Consider the following 17,765-nt stretch of genomic DNA (forward strand, 5'->3'; position numbering starts at 1 on the left):
CGGCCCCTGATCGTCTCGCTCGCGCGACCCGACGCGAAGGAGGTCGTCGTCCTCGACCCGCGCACCGGTCAGGAGCTGCACCGGGCAGCGCACCCCGACCAGGGGTACCGCGAAATCGTCCTCTCGCCGGACGGTCGCCGCGCTGCCGTCGTCCGCGGCGATCCGTCCGGACCGACGGATGTCCTCGAGATCCGATCGCTCCCCACCTGGTCGCTCGAGGCCTCCCTGCCGCTCGGAGCGTCCGCCCCGCCGCTCGCCGACCTGGCGGCTCGCCAACCGGAATTGGTCGCGGATCTCCGCCTGACCTTCGCTGCATTCTCCACCGACGGCACGCTCTTGGGGCTCGCCTACTATGGCGGCAGCGGTGACATCCCGCAACTCGTCGTCACCTCGTACGACTTGGAACGGCAGGAATGGGCCTCCTGGGCCACCGGCTTGGGCGCGAGCAGTTACGCCTGGCTCTTCCCCACTCGCGATCGGTTGCTGGTCGTCAACCGCTCCGTCCTGCCGCAGTGGACGAACTCCCTGGGCGACGTCTTCGTCCTCGACCCGAGGACGGGCGCGGTGGCCGCCCAGCAGACGATCCCGCGGCTCGTCACGGGCTATTTGCCGGAGCGCGGTCGTCTCGCACCGAGCACGTCCCCCTCGCTCGCGGCTCCCCTGCTCGTCGGCGACGAGCTCTGGTTGGTCACGGCTGACCTGGCCCGCTTCGTCCTCGATCCACGCACGCTGGCGATTCGCCGCGCGGACCCGCCGCTTGCCCGGGACCTCGCCGCGCAGGCCGCGACGCTCGCCGCTGACCGGCTGGTCGCCTTTCCCGTGCAAGCGTCCGAACTCCTCGTCGTCGACCCGGGTCCCTGGCAGCTGAGCGCGACGCACCGCTTGCCCGAGAGAGGCTTCTCGTCCGACTGGCTCCTGGTGGGCGCCGAGCCAAGCGAGCGGACCGTGTACGTCGGTGCGATCAGCGACGGATGCCTCTGGCGCTTCCCGCTCGACAGCGGGACACTCTCGGCACCGGTGGCCTGCGGGCTCTACCTGGAGTTTCCGTACGTCACCTACTATCACTGGCCGGCGTTCTCACCCGGCACAGCTGCACCGGTCGGCGCGACTGGCTTGCTCCGGCACCTTCCCGAGTCGCTCGCTAGCGTCGCGACCGCTGTGCTCGCCGGTACCTTCCTCGTCGCTGCGCTGGGCAAGATCGTCTCCCTCGGGCGTCTCGCGCAGCTGCTCGTGACCGTTTTGCCGCGGGTCCGCCGTTGGGCTCGCCCGGCTGCGGTGGGGATCATCGCGCTCGAGCTGCTGATCGGGTCCTCGCTACTCCTGCCGGGTGGTGTCCGCGGCGGACTCGCGCTCGCCGCGACCGCTCTTCTCGCCTTCACCGCGTTCGCCGTCGTCGGAGCCCGGCGTGCGCCGGGTGCGGACTGTTCCTGCTTCGGTAACCTGGTGCCCGCAAAGCTCGGCCGCGCCGCCGTGCTCCGCAACCTGTTCCTGCTCGGGCTCGTCGCGCTCGCCTGGCCGGTGGCGGCTGCGCCGTCGCTCAGCGAACTCGCGATCGCCGCCGTCCTGCTTATGGCAGTGCTCGCGGTCGCGCGCCTCATGGCTGCGGCGGCCAGTTTGCGCCGGCTCTCGCCAGGGACGGAGCCGCGGCATGCTACCTGAGTGGGCCGTCACGACCAGCCTGCTCGGCGCTTGGCTCGCTCTCCTCGGGCTGGCAGTGGTCCTCGCCCGGCTGGCCCAGCGCCTCCAGGCGCTTCACCAGGTCGTCGCCAGCACGGTCGAGGCCGAACGCGAGCGGGCGCGCCTGGGCCAGCCGGTTGCCCCACTCGCCCTGGCTGGCCGCGCGTCCGATCAGCTGATCCTCGGCGTGTCACCTGCTGCACCGGCGGTCGTCCTCGCGCTCAGCCAGCGTTGCCCGCCGTGTGCGACTTTTCGGGAACGACTGGAAACGCTCGCAGCCTCACTCGCCGAGCGCGGCATGCTCTTGGTGCTCGCCGTCCCGGAAAGCGATGGACTGGCTGGTGCAGCGCGCGTGCCGCACCTCGTCGGCGAGGCAGCGTTGGCTGCACTCGGTCTCGCGAGCTTCCCGAGCCTCGCCTTCGTCGACGAACGCGGGCACCTGCGGGGACGCGGGGTCCTACGGACCGTCGAGGAGATTCCGGAGATCGTCGACCTGCTTCGGCAGACCGCGGTCAAAGCGGAGGAACGACGATGATGCTGTCCTTGCTGCCCGTAGCTCTCGCCAGCGGCTTTTCTGCCCTCTGGTCGCCTTGAGGGTACTCGATGGTCGACGTGCTCGGCCCGACCATGGCAGAGCGACCACGCCGGCACGCCGTGGCGACCGCTCTCCTCCACGTGGTGGCCAGCAGCGCCGGCGGCGCGCTGACCGGCGGGACGCTCGCATTGCTCGGCACGCTGCTCCTGGCCGTCGTGGTCCCCACGCAGCAACTGGCACTCCTTCTCGCCGGGGTGGTCACCACCCTCGCGACGGCCGAGATAGTGACCGGCTGGCGGAGCCCGGTGTCGCGCCAGGTCTCGCCGGCATGGTTCCAGCGCGGTCCACTCTGGGCGAGTGCAGCCTGGGGCTTCGAGCTCGGCACCGCCTTCACCACCCGCTGGCCGACGCTCCAGCTGGCCAGCCTGGGTCTCGCTGCGCTCCTGTCACGCGACCTCGTCGAGGGCACAGCGCTCTTGACCGCGTTCGGCCTCGCACGAGGCCTCGCCACTGCCGGTGCAGCGTATCGGCTCTGGCGCCCGGCTCGCCCGGTCGGCGCGCTCGCCATCCTGAGACTGCAGCGTCTGGCACGATCCGGGCTGGTCGCGCTCGCCTTGGTCTGCGCGAGCCTCCTGCTGTACACTGCGAGTACCAGTCCCTGACCACCGAGAAGGGAACCGCGCGATGCGGTTCGCGCGCACTGCACGGACCCTCGGCCTCGCCGCGCTCCTCGTCCTCTCCTCGCTCGGACACCTGCTCCGGGACGACCGATCGGTACCGCTGCACTGCTCCCTCCCGCGGATGCCCCCAGCACTGCTCCGGGGCGCGCGCCGGAAACCACCGCCCCTGGAACCGGACGATCCGACCAACCCGGCACAGCTACCCGAGCATCCGCCGCGCGCCGCTCCTGACCAGGACCTCTTCGCGAGCCTGTACGACCAGCACGCCGACCGCCTGCGCGCGCACTTGAGTCGCCTCGGCGTTCCCCCAGGGATCCGCGACGATCTCGTCCAGGAAGCGTTCACCCGGGCCTGGGCAGCTCGCGCTCAGCTGCGCGACCGTGCAGCGCTTACCACCTGGCTCAACCGGATCGCCCAACGCTGCTGGTTCGACTGGTTGCGCACCCAGCAGCTGGAGCAGCGGGCATTCGCCCGCGTCCTGCGCGAGGCCTGCCCGCGAGCAGCCGAAAACTGGTCGGCCGACGCTCTCCTCATCGAGCAGGCCCTCGCGACGCTCCGCGACCAGGACCGGGAGATCCTGTACCTGCGTTGGGAAGCCGAACTCGGGTTCGAGGAGATCGCTGATCTCCTCAGTATCTCCCCCGCCGCAGCGCAACGCCGCGCCCACCGTGCGCTCGTGCGACTGCGGCACGCGCTCGCCGGACTGGACCGAACGGGTGACCCCGGCGGTACCCCCGCTCCCTCCTGAACGGCCGAGCCCTCCGGGCGTCTCGAGCCAGTGGCACAGTGGTCGTTCCCCCTACCGGTCACACTCGTTACACCCCACGCACAGTCGGACGCTCCAGAGACAGCGATGGACCACCTGCCCGGAGACGGCCAGAGGTCCCCAAGAGTCGCTCTGGTGTTGCGCGGCTGCGCTCCGATCACCCTCGGTCCTACGCCAGCACCGGCGCATCGTCGCTGGTTCGTACCGGAAGCGCGCCGGCTCCGCTCACCACGGTGGCACCCCTGAGTGCTGCCCGCTTCTGACAGTCATCGGTCGAGCGGTTGCCTCGTGGACGAGGCTCCGGCTTCTCCAAGGGGCCCTCGGCACGCCGCACTGGCCGAGTCCGCCGCTCCTCGCCAGCGTGAAACCCTGCGCGACCCGCGTCCTCGCCCTCCACGCCGGTATCGGTCTCGTCTGGTTCCCGTAGCAGCGAGAACTTTTCGTATCGTCGCTCGAACTCCCGAACTCGCTCCTCCGATGGGCTCTCCTGGTCGCGCCCGTCATCGTCGCCTTGCCCGAAACGCGGCTCGACCCCAGACTGAACAGCGCGTTCCTCCGGCAGTACCCGCACTGCAACGTCCTCCCCCGTCTCGTCGGCTAAACCTGGGTCTCTGCTCGTTGCTGCGGCGACCTTGCGGCTGCCGTCGCGGTGGTCGGCGGAATCTCGCTCGTCACCAGTATCCTCACCCGCGTCGGGAATCCTCGCGCTGTGGGTCCTGTTGGATCTCCCTGTGCCGATCCAGCCGCCGATCGGACCGCTCGGCCACCTGACAGTCTTCGGTATCGAGGACTGCTCGCTCTCGAACGGCTCGGGAGTCCCGCCACAGACCGCTTTCCGCTGGCCGTGGCCCAGCGTGACTGGCGAACTCACCGCTGCCCAACGTCACTTTGCCTGGGGAGGAACAAGCGTCAGAGGCTAAACCGGTCCTCGCTCAGGCGGCCTCGACTCCGAACTCCGGATCGAGCAGCCCGAGTTCGGCGAGGACCAACGCGCGGTGCTTGCAATAACGGTAGTAGGCACTACCCGGACACGAGCAGAGGAGCTCATCGTCGAGGATCGTCACCTCGTAAGCCACACCGGACCGGCTCGCACTGGTCACTGCCCAGTGACGCGGATCGCCGTTCAACCGGTAGGCACACACCCCTTCCTTTCGGGCACGTTCGGCCATCCGCCGCCAGATGGCCAGGTCGATTTCGCGCCAACTGGCTAGTGCTTTCCCGCGGTGTTCCTGCATCGCCCCTCACCACACCTTCTGTCAACATTGTGTCACCGGCAAGTGTAACACGGTTCATCTCGGACGCGTGTTCGGTTCGCTAGCGACGGGCGAGCCACTGCGCCGGCTCGGCACACGAGCGAGTTCGTCGCGCGAGGGTTCTGTCGGCGGGGTTCGCTTCTCTTTTCGCCGACACCGCACTGCAGACAGCGCGGTCCGCACCGACTTCCCTGCTATACTGCGCTCAGAGAACCTCCGGAACGCTCGGGGGATTCGCGTGCACAGCGAGAACGAACTGCAAGGAGGAAGAAATGACCGTCGAACAGCGCCAGGAGTTCGACGTCGTATTCCTCGGTGGTGGGACCGGCGGCTACGTCGCAGCGATCCGCGCCGCGCAACTCGGCCTGAAGGTCGCTGTCGTCGAGAAGGACAAGGTCGGCGGGACGTGCTTGCACCGGGGCTGTATACCGAGCAAAGCGCTCCTCAAGAGCGCGGAACTCCTCGAGCAAGCTCGTCGGGCCGAGGAGTTCGGCGTCATCGTCGGCGAGGTCCAGGGCGATTATCCGACCGCCTTCCGGCGCGCCCAGCAGGTGGTCGAACAGCTCCACAAGGGGATCCACTTTCTCTTCCGCAAGCACGGCATCACGCTCGTCCAGGGAATCGGCCGGCTGACCCGGAATCGCACTGTCCTGGTCAACGGCGACGACGGCCAGCGCCACGAGCTGCGCGGACGGGCGATCGTGATCGACACGGGCTCGCGGCCACGAGCCATCCCCGGTATCCCCTTCGACGGCGTGCGCGTGCTCAACAGCGACCACACGACGGCCCAGATCGACTGGTATCCCAAGCGCGTCATCATCCGCGGGGGCGGCGCGACCGGTGTCGAACACGCGACGGTCTGGCGCGCCTTCGGTGCCGAGGTCACGCTGGTAGGACGGATCGTCCCCAACGAGGACGAAGAAGTCCAGCAACAGCTCATCCGAGCCTTTCAGCGCAAAGGGATCCGCATCATCCCCGATTATCGCCCCTCCGCCGACGACTTCGATATCACCGAAGGCGGCGTCCGGCTGCGTGTGCGCAAGAGCGGTGCACAAGAAGAGGTCATCGAGGCCGATGCGCTCTTCGTGGCGTTGGGTCGCGAGGGGAATATCGAAGAAATCGGCCTCGAAGAACTGGGAATCCGCACGAAAGACGGTTTCATCGTCACCGACGAGTACTTCCGCACCAACGTCGAGGGAGTTTATGCCATCGGCGACGTGATCGGTATCCAGCAGCTGGCCCATACCGCGATGCACCAGGGGATCATCGCCGTCGAGCATATTGCCGGCGAGAAACCGCTCCCCCTCGATTATCACCGCGTCCCCGTGGTGACCTACTGCCATCCGGAGATCGCCAGTCTCGGTCTCACCGAGCGCGAGGCTAAGGAGCAGGGGCGCTCGATCAAGGTCGGCAAGTTTCCCTTCCGCGCCAACGGGAAATCGCTCATCGAGGGGGAGACCGACGGCTTCGTCAAGATCATCGCTGACGCCGAGACCGACGACATCGTCGGCGTCCACATCATCGGTAATCACGCCACCGAGCTGATCGCCGAGGCCGCCTTGGCCAAGCTGCTCGAGGCCACGCCCTGGGAGATCGGGCTCTCGGTGCACCCGCACCCGACCGTCTCCGAGGTGATCGGCGAGGCCGCGTTGGCGGTCGATAACCTGGCCATCCACATCTGACGACCGGCTTCTCGACTCGTGGCGAACTGGCGATAATCGAGTGCGTGAGGGGATCCGATGACCGTGTTCGGGGAGCGACGCCGATGACCGCGATCGTCGAGGTCCTGAGCGAACTCCTGATCATCTTTCTCGCCGCGAAACTCGCGGGAGAACTCTTCCTCCGCCTTCGCCAGCCTGCGGTGATCGGCGAACTGCTGGCCGGGATCTTGATCGGTCCCTTCGCACTCGGCCTGATCGGTGTCCCGGGGCACGAAATCCTGGAATTCTTTCACGAGGATCGCGAGGCTGCACGCGAGGGTCTGGCACTCGTCCTCGAGTCGATCGCTGAACTGGGCGTCGTCGTGCTGCTCTTCTTCGTCGGGCTAGAGACGCGTCTGAGCGATCTCCTGCGTGTCGGCGTCCGGTCGCTCGTAGTCGCTGTGCTCGGGGTACTCGGACCCTTCGCCGGCGGAACCGTGCTCATGCTGGCGTTGGGCTACCCCTCGATCGAGTCGATCTTCATCGGCACAGTCCTCGTGGCCACCAGTGTCGGCATCACTGCTCGCGTCCTGCGCGATGTCGGCGCTCTCGACTCGAGCGAGGCCCGCATCATCCTGGGAGCTGCTGTCTTCGACGACATCCTCGGACTCCTCATGCTCACCGTCGTCTCAGGGGTCGCGGTCTCGGGCGAACTCGAGCTCGGCCGTGTCCTGTGGGTTTCTGTCCTCGCGCTCGGCTTCACCGCGGTCGTCGGTGGGATCGGTGCACTGGTGGTCCGGCGCCTCTTTCCCCCGCTGGTCGAACGGCTCCAGCTCGAGCAAGCACCGCTGGTCGTCGCGCTCGCGCTGATGTTAGCCTTGGCAGCGATCGCCGCAATGATCGGTCTCGCCCCGATCGTCGGTGCCTTCCTAGCCGGTATGGCGCTGGCCGAGGTCGCTGAGCGCTATCGCTTGCACGACCAAGCGCTCCCGATCTTCACCTTCCTGGTTCCCTTCTTCTTCGTGGTGACCGGTGCTCGGGTCGATCCACGACTCTTTCTCCAGAGCGAGACGCTCTGGCTGGCACTCGCGGTGACCGCCGTCGCCGTGCTCACCAAAGCGCTCGGGGCCGCTCTCGGAACGATCGGCTTTCCCCTGCGCTCGATGGCAGTGGTCGGCTTCGGCATGGTGCCACGCGGCGAAGTCGGACTCATCGTCGCCTCGATCGGCCTGTCGCTCGGCGTGGTCGAGCGTCCCCTGTTCTCGGTCGCCGTAGTCATGTCGATGCTCACCACCCTGTTGACTCCACCGCTCCTGGTCTGGCTGCTTCGCCCCCTGATCGCCGCACGCCGGGCAGAACTCGCCGCCACCACCGGGTACGTGGAGGGAGCCTCGTCATGAGGGCTCTCGGGCACGCCGCATTGGCCGGTTTGGCTGGTGCGGTCGCTTTCCTCATCGCCATGATCGTCGATCTGGCGCTCCTACGCCGACGGACCAACGATCTCCGACTCTTGGCAGGACTCGTGCCAGGAGGCGCTCGTTTCTGGCCGGTGCTCGGGACGCTCATGCACTTGGCCAACGGCGCAGCGCTCGGCGTCCTCTACGGGCGCCTGCGTCGTGTGTTCCCGTTCTCCGGTTGGCTCGCCGGCCTGCTCTTTGCCCTGGCCGAGAATCTGGCGCTCTGGCCGATCGTCGCGCTGCTCGATCGCGTCCATCCGGAAATCCGCGCCGGCCGCTTGGAGCCGTTCAACCGGCCGGTCCCGTTCCTCCAAGAAGTTTGGCGGCACCTCGCCTATGGCCTGACGCTCGGCATCCTCTACGACCGCTGGCAGGAGTCCCGTGGGAAAGCGCGCCACCGATGACGTCGCCGGTCGCTGCACCGCTCCTGCTCGAGCCGATACCGGTCGAACGTCCCTGGGGGGATCAGCGACTGGTGCGCTCCTGCGGCAAACCGTTTCGACCCCAGGCGCGCATCGGCGAGTCGTGGGAAACGGCGAACGCAGCATGCGTGCGCAGTGGTCCGCTGGCTGGTCGGACGCTCGGTGAGCTCGTCGCGCAGTTCGGGGCAGAGCTTTTGGGCCAGCGCGGCATGGCAGCCAGTCAGCCGTTCGGCGACTTTCCCCTCCTGATCAAGCTGATCGATGCCGACGATGTTCTCTCCGTTCAAGTCCACCCCGACGACGAGCAGGCCGCGTCGCTCGGCCAGCGCGGCAAGACGGAAGCCTGGCACATCCTGGCCGCTGAACCCGGCGCCGAGCTGATCGTCGGGTTGATCGAACCGCTCGATCCACCGGCTCTCCGTCATCGCATCGCGCGCGGCGATCTGCCTCAGATCCTGGCGCGCTTGCTGGTCCAGCCGGGGGACACGGTCGTCGTCCCCGCTGGAACCCTGCACGCCATCGGCTCCGGCATTCTCTTATATGAGATTCAAGAGCAGTCGGACATCACCTATCGCCTCTACGATTGGGGACGAGTCGATCTTCACGGGCGAGGTCGTCCCCTGCACATCGAAGAGGGGCTCGCTGTTCTTCACCCGGAGCGCCGCGCCCAACGCACGCGGCCTCTTCCGCTCGACGACTGGCGGACCGTCCTGGCTGCCTGCCGGTATTTCCTCCTGGAGCGCTGGACGATCGCTGACCGGCGCGTGCTCCCCCGCCAGCCTGGTCAGACCCCCCTGGTCCTCACCTGCCTGGAGGGAACACTGGCGCTCCAGACCAGCGGAGACGAGCTCCACCTGGCGCGCGGCGAGACCGCGCTCGTGCCGGCTGCCGTCGCATCGTGCGCCTTGACCGGGCCGGCGACCGTGCTCGCGGCCAGCATACCCGATCTTCGGCACGACGTCGTCCTGCCCCTCCGTGCTGCCGGCCACGACGACGCCGCGATCGCCCAGCTCGCCGGTGACACCGGCGACCTCGGGCACGCTCTGGCAGCCCACTGACCGGGCGAATGGAGCGCAACGCAGCGAGCGGCCAGCGAGCACCCCGGCCCTCTGACCGGCGACCAGCTGGCGAAGGGCGTTGCAGGAGCAGCCGTTGGGGTGCGCCGATCATTCCGCGCGCTCGAGCGCGCCCACCGCCTGCGTTTCAGGCTCCCTCCCGCACACGACGACAGTCAGCCTGGTATTATCTGGGAGACATCCACGGCAGCACGACGAATGTGTCCGGCAGCACGATGACTAAGTACCCACCTTAATACTTTTGCAACATTATTAAGAGTCACTGGTGATAGAAAATCCGGAGCAATGACGCGCGCACAGGATCACGCTGACGAGGGGCTGCGCAACAAACCGAGAACACTGGTGTCGTCGAAAGGGGGATACGATGCCGGAACTCGAACTGGATGAGTATGCTCGCCCGGAGACCGCGATCGCAGTCGCCGCGACTGCGCTGCTCCTCTCGCCACGCGTCCGCCGGGCCGTTCGCCGGGGACTCGTCTATGCGGTCGCTGGTGGCTTGACCGCCCTCGCCGGTGGGCAGGCCATTCTGCGGGGAGCACGCGACGGCTTCGCAGCGGCGCGCCAACGGCTGCGACCGCAAGGGTCGATCGTCCAACCCAACTGACCGGGGGCGACCGATGAACGAACAGGAACGAGACGAGCAGCCTCGAGAGGCACGCTCACCCGACGATGCCGCAACAGCGGCGCGCGGCGAAGCCGAAGCGAGCGAGCCGGTGTCGCCAGAGCGCGATGGACACCCCCGGCGCGCGCGTGCCAGCGAGCCCGGTGCACCGGGCAGCACCCGGACGCGGCGGGAGGCTCCGCGCGAACGAGCGACGAGCACCTCCGAAGCGTCGACGCAGGTCGCCGAGCCGGTCGCACCTGCGGTTCCGCCGGTGGTCACCCACGCCGAGCAGCTGGTGGATGCCGCTCTGCTCTGGGCCGCCTCGCTGGGCACGGTGGTCAGTCGCCGCCTCTCGAAGACGCTCGCGCGCACCAAGGAGGAGCTGGAGGACGTCTTGGCCGAGGCGGAAGCGCTCCGCCAGGCGTGGCAGCGCGGGCAACAGTCCGCTGATCGATCGCGCCGGTCCACGGACCCGTAGTCGGGATAACGCGTCAGCGCAATGAACCGAACGCGCATTCGGGTACTGCACCAGTTACCCGGACGGGTGCGTTTGTCGCTCGATCCGTACCCGCCGGATGATGCGCTCGCTCAGGTGCGCCGCGTTCCCGGCATCCTCGCGGCCACCGGGAACTCCCTGACGGGCACCTGGCTGTTGCGCGTCGATCCGGCGCGGTGGAGCACCGAGGCACTCCTGGAGGAACTCGCGCAGCACCTGGACCAGTCCGATCGCGCAGCGAGCGCCGGCACGGCGCCCAGCGAGCCACCCGTCGACGCCAGAAGCCCACGCGCGACCAGCGTGCGCATCGAGCATGCGGTGACACGGCAGGTCGGGGCGATCAGCCGGCGGCGACTCCGCCTGGCAGTGCCCGGTCTGGAAGGGAACCCGCACGTCGCCCAGCTGATCGAGGACGCACTCGCTCGCCTCGGGGCGTCGGTCGTCCGGGCCAGTGCCTTGACCGGACGCGTCCTCGTCGAACTCGACGACAGCATCGATCCGAGCGACGTCATCGCCAGCATCACAGGACTCGATCTGCCCGAACTCCCGCCCAGCGCGCGGCGCGTCATTTCCCCCTTCGACCGGGACCTCCTGACCTACGGGATCGTCCGCTCGGCTGGCACGGCACTCGGGCTCGGGCTCCTGGTCGCCCGCCAGTTGCTCGGTCGACCAGCCGCCCTGACCACGAGCTCAGCTCCGGCACTGATCGCCGACACGTTGACGGTGCTCCGCGGCTTTCCGGCGCTGCGCGAGGGGATGCGGCGACTCCTCACGCCGATCGGCGCGGACATCGCGACCAGTTCGCTCGGGATCGTCACGCAAGCGCTCGCTGGCCAGCGGATCGGTCTCTTGGTGAGCTTCCTGGAAGCGCTCCGCCTGCTGACGGTGCTCTTGCCTTGGCAGCGCGCGTGGCAACGCTACGAGCGTCAGCTGGCGGAGAGCAGTCTCCCACATCCTGGATCGACGGCCCGCATCAGCCCGGGCGCGCGCCTGCCACTGCCGGCCGAGCTCGTGGATGGTGAGATCCTCACGCTCGCGCCAGCGGGTACGGTCGAGCACCGGACACGAGGGCAGACCGTCGCAGCTGGCTCGCTCGTCCTGCACGGTCAGGCCACCATTCGCTACCGAGCGATCGATCCCGCGGTACTGTGGCGACCGCGCCCGACACCGGTGCCGGAGCTCACGCAGCGCTACCTCGACCTGATCGCACCGCTCGCCCTGGGAGCGGCCGCCGTCAACGGTCTGCGCGCTGGATCGCTGGCGGCTGCGGGCCGCGCGCTCGTCCTACTCAATGCCCGCCCGGCCTTGATCGGTACCGAGATGGCCGACCTCGGCGCTGTGGCCCGTGCCTTGCGGGCCGGCGCGCTCGTGACACGCCTCGCCCCCGGTCGGCGCCTCGTCCGTCCCTCGGTGATCCTCCTCGATCACCCGCTGCTGCTCAGCGACGGTTTCGAACTCGACACCGCGATCCCGTTCGACGACGCGCTCTCGCTCGATGAACTCCTCGAGTGCAGCGCGCGTCTCGCCATCGAGCAACGCCTGCCCTTCGCCAACGCCTTCCCGCTGCCGAACAATGGTCGTCGCAACGGGTCCCGCGACTGGCGGCGCTTCGAGCTGGTGGGTGCGAACGGCAGAGCTCACCCGGTCGTCGCGAAGCTCCTCGAGCGCGGCAGCCTACCGGTGTTGCTCTGCGAGCGCGGCCGCGACGGTCTGGTCGGGGTCATCGGGCTGCGACCGCGTCTTTCGACGGCGGGACGCGAACTCGTGAGCTGCTGCCGCGAGCGAGGGATCCGCGTTCTCGTCCGCGCCGCGCCGGAGGCACGTCTGGCGTGGCTGGAAACGGTCGGCGTCGAAGTCCTGGCTGACGACGATCCTGCCGGCACGATCGCCCAACTCCGGCGCTCCGGCCAACGCGTGTTCTACATAGCCGATCACCTGGCCCACCCGAGCGCGTTCCGCGAGGCAGACCTCGCGATCGGTCTGCAGCCGAACGGTGTCGTGCTCGATTACCCCGTCGACGTCCTGGCGAGTGACCTCGCGGCAGTGGCCACGCTGGTCGACGTCGGTGCGCGCCGCGATCGGGCCGTCCGCGAGACGACGCTCGTCTCGCTGGCCAGCAATCTGGCGGCGCTGGCGCTCGGTTTCGGTCTCCCGCTCTCGCCGACGCTCGCGGCGATCCTCTTGGGTGGCTCTGCCCTGCTCGCGATCGTGATCAGCTGGATCCGTTTGTGGGGACAGCCCCCGTCCAGCGCCGCTCCGGTCTACGTCGACCCCGAGCCGGAGCGCTGGGGCGAACGCGCACCGGACGAGCTGTTCCGCGAGCTCGCTACCGGTCCAGACGGACTGCCGGCCAGCGAAGCAGCGCGTCGACTGGCCATCGAGCCGAGCGACTCCCAGCTCAACCCGTGGGTCCAGGCGACGCTCGAGCAGCTCAGCTCACCGCTCGTCGCCATCATGGCGGCCGGCGCTGCCCTCTCGCTGGCCGTCAATGCCCCGCTCGATGTCCTGATCATCATCGGGACGATCGCCGTCAACACGCTTCTCGGCACTTGGCAGGACGTGCGGGTGGCCCGCGCGACGAGCGAGTTGGCCCGGCTGACGGAGACGGAGGCACGCGTCCGGCGCGACGGGCGCGAGCAGGTGATCCGTGCCAGCGAGCTCGTTCCCGGCGATATCGTCCTGCTGCGCTTCGGCGACCTCGTGCCAGCCGATGCCCGCCTGATCGAGACCAACAAGTTCACCGTCGACGAGTCGGCCTTGACCGGCGAGTCGATCCCGGTGCAGAAGGATGCCGCCGCGCGCGATGAGCGGGCGGTCGTCCTGGCCGGCAGCGCCGTCGTCTCGGGTACGGCAGTCGCCGTCGTGGTGGCGACCGGTTCCCGGACGCGCCTCGGAGCGCTCCGTCGCTCGCTGGAACTGAGCGCGGAGCACCGGGACCATCTCACCGAACGACTCACCCAGTACACGCGTCTCTCCTTGCCGATCTCCTTCGCGACTGCCGCCGCCGTCACCCTGAGCGGCATCCTGCGCGGACTGCCACCCGCCGCACAACTGGGTCTCGGTGCCAGCTTGGCGATCGCCGCCGTTCCGGAAGGGCTCCCGCTCCTCTCGCGCGTCGCCCAGGCCGCGACAGCGCGCCGGCTCGCGCGGAACGGCATCGTCGTGCGTCGGCTCTCGGCGGTCGAGGCGCTCGGCCGCGTCAGCATCGTGTGCGTCGACAAGACCGGCACGCTGACGGCGGGCAAACTCTCGGTGACCCATATCTTGACCAGCGCGGGGCTCGAGTCGCTGCCTGGGCAGCTCACTGCGCTGGCCCGCCGAACACTCACCAGTGCGGCATTGGCGAGCCCGCCTCCTTCGCGGAGCGATGCCTTCAGTCACGGAACCGATGCAGCCGTCTTGCAGGCCGCCCTGGCAGCGGGCGTGAACGATCGGCTCGAGGTCCCGCGCGACGAAGAGTTGCCCTTCGAATCGACCCAGCCCTATCACGCCGTGCGGATCGGGGACACGGCCTACTTCAAAGGAAGCCCGGAGGTCCTGCTCGACCGCTGTCGCGCGTGGCTCGCCGCGGACGGCAGCCTGCAGCCGCTCGACGAGGCGCGACACCACGAACTGGCCGATCACCTGCTCAGGCTCGCTGGAGCCGGCCTCCGCGTCCTGCTCGTTGCCGAGGCGGATGGGTCGGTACGGCTGGAGGATCCGACCGATCTGCGCCTCATCGGCTTCCTCGGTCTGAGCGACCCCCTGCGACCCACGGTCCCCGACGCGGTCGCGCGCTGTCGCCGGGCAGGTGTCCGCGTCGTCATGATCACCGGCGACCATCCAGCCACCGCCTCCACGATCGCGCGGGCCGCTGGTCTCACCGAGGACGAGCGGGTCATCACCGGCGCCGATCTGGCCAGCCTGAGCGACGAGCAACTGGCCGAGCGACTGGAGCAGATACCCGTCATCGCCCGCGCCACGCCGCTCGACAAGGTCCGCATCGTGCGTGCCTTGCAAGCCCGCGGGCACGTCGTGGCGATGACCGGTGACGGCGTCAACGACAGCGCCGCACTCCGCCTCGCCGATGTCGGCATGGCGATGGGTTGGGGGACGGAGGTCGCCCGGCAGGCTGCTGACCTGATCCTGATCGAGGACGACTTCGCCGCCCTGGTCCAGGCCTTGATCGAGGGCCGGAGCTTCTGGCGCAACATGCGCCGCGCGGTGGCTCTGCTGCTCGGCGGGAACCTGGGCGAGCTCCTCCTCATGGGGCTCCCCGCGATCCTCGGAGCGCCTGCCCCGCTCAACACCCGCCAAGTGCTCATGGTGAACCTGATCACCGATGTCCCGCCGGCACTCGCCATCGCCCTCCAGGGGCCGCGCTACCGACGGCTGGAGCAGCTGGCCCGCGAGGGGGAGACGGCCCTCGACCGGCCGCTGCGGGCCGACGTCTTGCGCCGGGCCGGGGCGACTGCGGTCCCAGCCGCGCTCGCCTACCTCTGGACCATGCGGGCCGACCCCACCGCTGCACCAGCCGTCGCCTTCGCTGCCCTCGTCGCCAGCCAACTGGCCCAGACCCTCGAGCTGGGCCTGACCGGAGCGGGTCTGACGCCGAGCCTCTTGACCGGGACAGCCCTGTCGAGCGCGGTCCTCGTGGCGACGGTCGTCACCCCGCCGGTACGCGCCCTCCTCGGTCTGCCGCCTCTGAGCCCAGCTGGCTGGCTCACTGCTGGCATCAGCACGGCAGCGGCGATCGCGGCCAGCCGCGCCATCGCCCAACTGGTCCCCACCGAGGCCGAGGCGGGTCCGACCCCCGCGCGCACCGCTCCCGTGCCCCGACTCGCCTGACGACCGACTTTCGACCGCGCAACGCGGACCACTGCGCGGCGTCCGGTGCGCAGCCTCGCGTCCAGGAGTGACTTTTACGAGTCCGCAAAAACTTCCCGGCTCGCGCGGCGTACCATCCGAGCGAGAGCACGGGAGGTGGCCATGCTCGGAGTGAGCCGGCGGATCGAGTCGACGGTCGAGCGAGAGCGGGGACACGCGGTCTCGCTCCTGCCCCTGTACTGGTTCGGCTGGAAGCTGGGGCACTTGGTCGGTGAAGTGGTCGGGCCACTGGCCGACACCCAGCCCGATCTCCAAGCGACCCGACCGGTCGCGCTGAGTGCGTCGGCGCCGAGCCAGCCTCCCGCCACCCGGGCAGAACTGACGGCGATGCCGCCGCTGCGGCAACCGGCCGAGCGGCCACTCCTGCAGGGCTACCGGCGCATCAAAGAGCTGCCGATCACCAAGCGGCTCCTGGCCGCCTTGGTCGGCGGCACGACTCGGAGCGAGCTCCTCTTGATCGCCTTCGGGCTCGGCCTCGTCCTGCTCGGCGAAGAATCGCTCACTGCCGAGGCTGTCCTGCAGTTGCTGGCCGATGTGCTCCTCCTACTGGCCGAGCTGGTCTTGGCACTCGTCGCCGGCGCCGTCTTCGCCGATCTGGTCATGTCGATCCTGCTCATCCTCCGCGCCGCCTTGCTCGACGGGTGATCGTCCCGCCAGCCAGCCGCGCGCCCTCGATGGTCGCCGGCACTGTCCGAGCGACACCGCGGTACTTCTGCCCCAGTCGCGGATGAAGCTGGGAAACCGCTCGACTGTCGTGCCGTCTATCCAGTCCCGCTCTGCGACCAACTCGCATCGGCACCGAGCCGATCGACCCAGTCGTGCCCCTGACCGGACAGTTCGCTGACGACCCAGTGACACGACCGAACTGACGATCGTTCCCTAGTCGGAGAGAGTCACGGTAACCCGAGATCGGACAAGCCCCTGAGCGCGGCGCAACATCCCGCGATGCCGCGCGCGTTCCCCGCCGCAGCGCAACGTGACGGTCGGTCGCATCCAATCGATGCGGAAAGGGCGTGGCACGACCGCCCCTGCCTCTTGGTCAACTTCGGCGGCGACTTTTACGCCGTGCTGTGGGAGGACGCGCTCCGCGAGCTCGCGGCGCGCAAGTGGACGGTCGACCGGCTCCGGGAAGCGCTCTGCGGTGAGCGCGTCGCCGTCACCGGCGTCCTCGCGACCTACCGCTCGGGCAAGCGCGTCGACCCGCAGATCGAGTACCAGGAACCAGGCCGGCTCGTCGTCCTCCGTCCGCCCCAGCGCGGTGGCAACATCGTCATCTGAGCGCCCCAGCACCCGCCGGCGCGACGCGGCGTCCTACCCGGACGCTCGACCGCCGCTCGCCCGCTCACTCCTCGGCGACCACTGGGTTCTCCAGCGTCCCGATCCGCTCGACCGTTACCCGAACCACGTCGCCCGGTCGCAACAGCCGCTTCGGTTCGCGCGCGAACCCCACCCCCGCCGGTGTTCCGGTAGCGATGAGGTCTCCCGGCTCCAGCGTCATGATCTGCGAGATATAGGCGATCACCGCGGCCACGCTGAAGATCATCTCACCGGTGTTGGAACGCTGGAGCACCTCGCCCGAGACCTCGCAACTGATGTCCAGCCCCTGCGGATCGGGGATCTCGTCGGCCGTCACGATCCAGGGACCGAGCGGCGTCGAGCGATCGAACGTCTTCCCCTGCATCCACTGCCGACCGCGGAACTGGAAGTCGCGCATCGAGACGTCGTTCAAGATCGTATAGCCGGCCACGTGGTCGAGCGCCCGCGCCTCGTCGATGTACCGGCCCGCCTTCCCGATGACCACCGCCAGTTCCGCCTCGTAGTCGACCAGTTGGCTCACGCGCGGCAAGACGATCGGCTCGCCCGGCCCGATGAGCGCGTTGGCGAACTTGTTGAAGAGTTCCGGGTACTGCGGGATCGGCGAGTCGGTCTCCCGCGCGTGGTCGGCATAGTTCAACCCGAGGCAAATGATCTTGCCCGGTCGCAGGAGCGGAGCCCGCAGGCGCACGCCGGGTGCATCGGCTGCGATTGCCAGCCCGCGTTGCCGTGCGCCTTCCGGATCGTGCGCCAGCGCCTCGCGCGCGACGGAGACCGCTTCCCGCGCTCGAACGAGCCCATCGCGAGCCAAGAGGAGCACCATGTCGGGAGGGCACTCCGCCAGCGCTCGCCCGGCCGCATCCGTCACTCCCTGCTGGTGCAAGAGTTCCGTGTACGCCTGGGGGATATCGAGAATCCAGCCGTCCTCCAGAACCCCGACGCTCGTCCGACCCCGCTCGCTGTACGTGACCAGCCGCAT

The 17,765-nt window shown here is 68.9% G+C and carries 16 protein-coding genes; 13 read left to right on the forward strand and 3 right to left on the reverse strand.

The genetic code is table 11. From position 1 onward, the window contains the following. The 4 genes from ACWIVK_RS01205 to ACWIVK_RS01220 form a co-directional block, all read left to right on the forward strand. Positions 1-1,659, forward strand: a 1,659-nt coding sequence (locus tag ACWIVK_RS01205; RefSeq protein ID WP_448574705.1) for a MauE/DoxX family redox-associated membrane protein, incomplete at its 5' end; no start/stop codon positions are given. After that, on the forward strand, positions 1,649-2,212 hold the full coding sequence (locus ACWIVK_RS01210) for a hypothetical protein (RefSeq protein ID WP_448574706.1): 564 nt from the start codon (positions 1,649-1,651) through the stop codon (positions 2,210-2,212). The genes ACWIVK_RS01205 and ACWIVK_RS01210, both read left to right, overlap by 11 nt. A gap of 68 nt (positions 2,213-2,280) precedes the next feature. After that, positions 2,281-2,874, forward strand: a complete 594-nt coding sequence (locus ACWIVK_RS01215) for a hypothetical protein (protein ID WP_448574707.1) — start codon at positions 2,281-2,283, stop codon at positions 2,872-2,874. 22 nt (positions 2,875-2,896) lie between these two features. After that, the gene (locus ACWIVK_RS01220) at positions 2,897-3,640 is read left to right on the forward strand and encodes an RNA polymerase sigma factor (RefSeq protein ID WP_448574708.1); all 744 of its coding nucleotides are present in this window, start codon (positions 2,897-2,899) and stop codon (positions 3,638-3,640) included. A 187-nt stretch (positions 3,641-3,827) separates the two neighbouring features. Here ACWIVK_RS01220 and ACWIVK_RS01225 read toward each other — a convergent pair whose 3' ends face one another. Together ACWIVK_RS01225 and ACWIVK_RS01230 are read right to left on the reverse strand one after the other, a co-directional pair. Next, positions 3,828-4,229, reverse strand: a complete 402-nt coding sequence (locus ACWIVK_RS01225; protein WP_448574709.1) for a hypothetical protein — start codon at positions 4,227-4,229, stop codon at positions 3,828-3,830. A gap of 361 nt (positions 4,230-4,590) precedes the next feature. Beyond that, on the reverse strand, positions 4,591-4,893 hold the full coding sequence (locus tag ACWIVK_RS01230; RefSeq protein ID WP_448574710.1) for an SWIM zinc finger family protein: 303 nt from the start codon (positions 4,891-4,893) through the stop codon (positions 4,591-4,593). A gap of 290 nt (positions 4,894-5,183) precedes the next feature. Between ACWIVK_RS01230 and lpdA the strand changes: the two genes are divergently transcribed. From lpdA to ACWIVK_RS01275, 9 genes are all read left to right on the forward strand, one after another. After that, positions 5,184-6,593, forward strand: coding sequence for a dihydrolipoyl dehydrogenase (gene lpdA, locus ACWIVK_RS01235; RefSeq protein WP_448574711.1), 1,410 nt, complete (start codon positions 5,184-5,186; stop codon positions 6,591-6,593). Between the two features lie 83 nt (positions 6,594-6,676). Continuing rightward, the gene (locus ACWIVK_RS01240; RefSeq protein WP_448574712.1) at positions 6,677-7,951 is read left to right on the forward strand and encodes a cation:proton antiporter; all 1,275 of its coding nucleotides are present in this window, start codon (positions 6,677-6,679) and stop codon (positions 7,949-7,951) included. Next, the gene (locus tag ACWIVK_RS01245) at positions 7,948-8,412 is read left to right on the forward strand and encodes a DUF6789 family protein (protein ID WP_448574713.1); all 465 of its coding nucleotides are present in this window, start codon (positions 7,948-7,950) and stop codon (positions 8,410-8,412) included. The genes ACWIVK_RS01240 and ACWIVK_RS01245 overlap by 4 nt, the downstream gene beginning before the upstream one ends. Then, on the forward strand, positions 8,409-9,488 hold the full coding sequence (locus tag ACWIVK_RS01250; RefSeq protein WP_448574714.1) for a type I phosphomannose isomerase catalytic subunit: 1,080 nt from the start codon (positions 8,409-8,411) through the stop codon (positions 9,486-9,488). The genes ACWIVK_RS01245 and ACWIVK_RS01250 overlap by 4 nt, the downstream gene beginning before the upstream one ends. Before the next feature lie 382 nt (positions 9,489-9,870). Continuing rightward, positions 9,871-10,110, forward strand: coding sequence for a hypothetical protein (locus tag ACWIVK_RS01255; protein ID WP_448574715.1), 240 nt, complete (start codon positions 9,871-9,873; stop codon positions 10,108-10,110). Positions 10,111-10,123: 13 nt separating this feature from the next. After that, a complete protein-coding gene (locus ACWIVK_RS01260; protein ID WP_448574716.1) occupies positions 10,124-10,588 on the forward strand; it encodes a hypothetical protein in 465 nt (154 codons plus the stop codon). A 21-nt stretch (positions 10,589-10,609) separates the two neighbouring features. Then, entirely contained in the window at positions 10,610-15,433 is a 4,824-nt protein-coding gene (locus ACWIVK_RS01265) for an HAD-IC family P-type ATPase (RefSeq protein WP_448574717.1), read from the forward strand. Positions 15,434-15,574: 141 nt separating this feature from the next. Beyond that, positions 15,575-16,117, forward strand: a complete 543-nt coding sequence (locus tag ACWIVK_RS01270; protein ID WP_448574718.1) for a hypothetical protein — start codon at positions 15,575-15,577, stop codon at positions 16,115-16,117. Between the two features lie 300 nt (positions 16,118-16,417). Continuing rightward, positions 16,418-16,750: a hypothetical protein gene (locus ACWIVK_RS01275; protein ID WP_448574719.1), complete on the forward strand. Its 333-nt coding sequence runs from the start codon at positions 16,418-16,420 to the stop codon at positions 16,748-16,750. Between the two features lie 64 nt (positions 16,751-16,814). On the opposite strand, the gene ACWIVK_RS01280 is transcribed toward ACWIVK_RS01275, so the two are convergent. After that, the coding region (locus ACWIVK_RS01280) for a fumarylacetoacetate hydrolase family protein (protein ID WP_448574720.1) at positions 16,815-17,765 on the reverse strand (951 nt) is incomplete at its 5' end.

It is taken from the genome of Thermomicrobium sp. (assembly GCF_053493975.1).

Bases quoted from the DNA above. Each gene is read 5' to 3' on its own strand.
- ACWIVK_RS01245 (WP_448574713.1), top strand. From the start codon at position 7,948: ATGAGGGCTCTCGGGCACGCCGCATTGGCCGGTTTGGCTGGTGCGGTC.
- ACWIVK_RS01240 (WP_448574712.1), top strand. From the start codon at position 6,677: ATGACCGCGATCGTCGAGGTCCTGAGCGAACTCCTGATCATCTTTCTC.
- ACWIVK_RS01255 (WP_448574715.1), top strand. From the start codon at position 9,871: ATGCCGGAACTCGAACTGGATGAGTATGCTCGCCCGGAGACCGCGATC.
- ACWIVK_RS01275 (WP_448574719.1), top strand. From the start codon at position 16,418: ATGCCGCGCGCGTTCCCCGCCGCAGCGCAACGTGACGGTCGGTCGCAT.
- ACWIVK_RS01220 (WP_448574708.1), top strand. From the start codon at position 2,897: ATGCGGTTCGCGCGCACTGCACGGACCCTCGGCCTCGCCGCGCTCCTC.
- ACWIVK_RS01260 (WP_448574716.1), top strand. From the start codon at position 10,124: ATGAACGAACAGGAACGAGACGAGCAGCCTCGAGAGGCACGCTCACCC.
- ACWIVK_RS01265 (WP_448574717.1), top strand. From the start codon at position 10,610: ATGAACCGAACGCGCATTCGGGTACTGCACCAGTTACCCGGACGGGTG.
- ACWIVK_RS01250 (WP_448574714.1), top strand. From the start codon at position 8,409: ATGACGTCGCCGGTCGCTGCACCGCTCCTGCTCGAGCCGATACCGGTC.
- ACWIVK_RS01215 (WP_448574707.1), top strand. From the start codon at position 2,281: ATGGTCGACGTGCTCGGCCCGACCATGGCAGAGCGACCACGCCGGCAC.
- ACWIVK_RS01230 (WP_448574710.1), bottom strand. From the start codon at position 4,893: ATGCAGGAACACCGCGGGAAAGCACTAGCCAGTTGGCGCGAAATCGAC.
- ACWIVK_RS01210 (WP_448574706.1), top strand. From the start codon at position 1,649: ATGCTACCTGAGTGGGCCGTCACGACCAGCCTGCTCGGCGCTTGGCTC.
- ACWIVK_RS01270 (WP_448574718.1), top strand. From the start codon at position 15,575: ATGCTCGGAGTGAGCCGGCGGATCGAGTCGACGGTCGAGCGAGAGCGG.
- lpdA (WP_448574711.1), top strand. From the start codon at position 5,184: ATGACCGTCGAACAGCGCCAGGAGTTCGACGTCGTATTCCTCGGTGGT.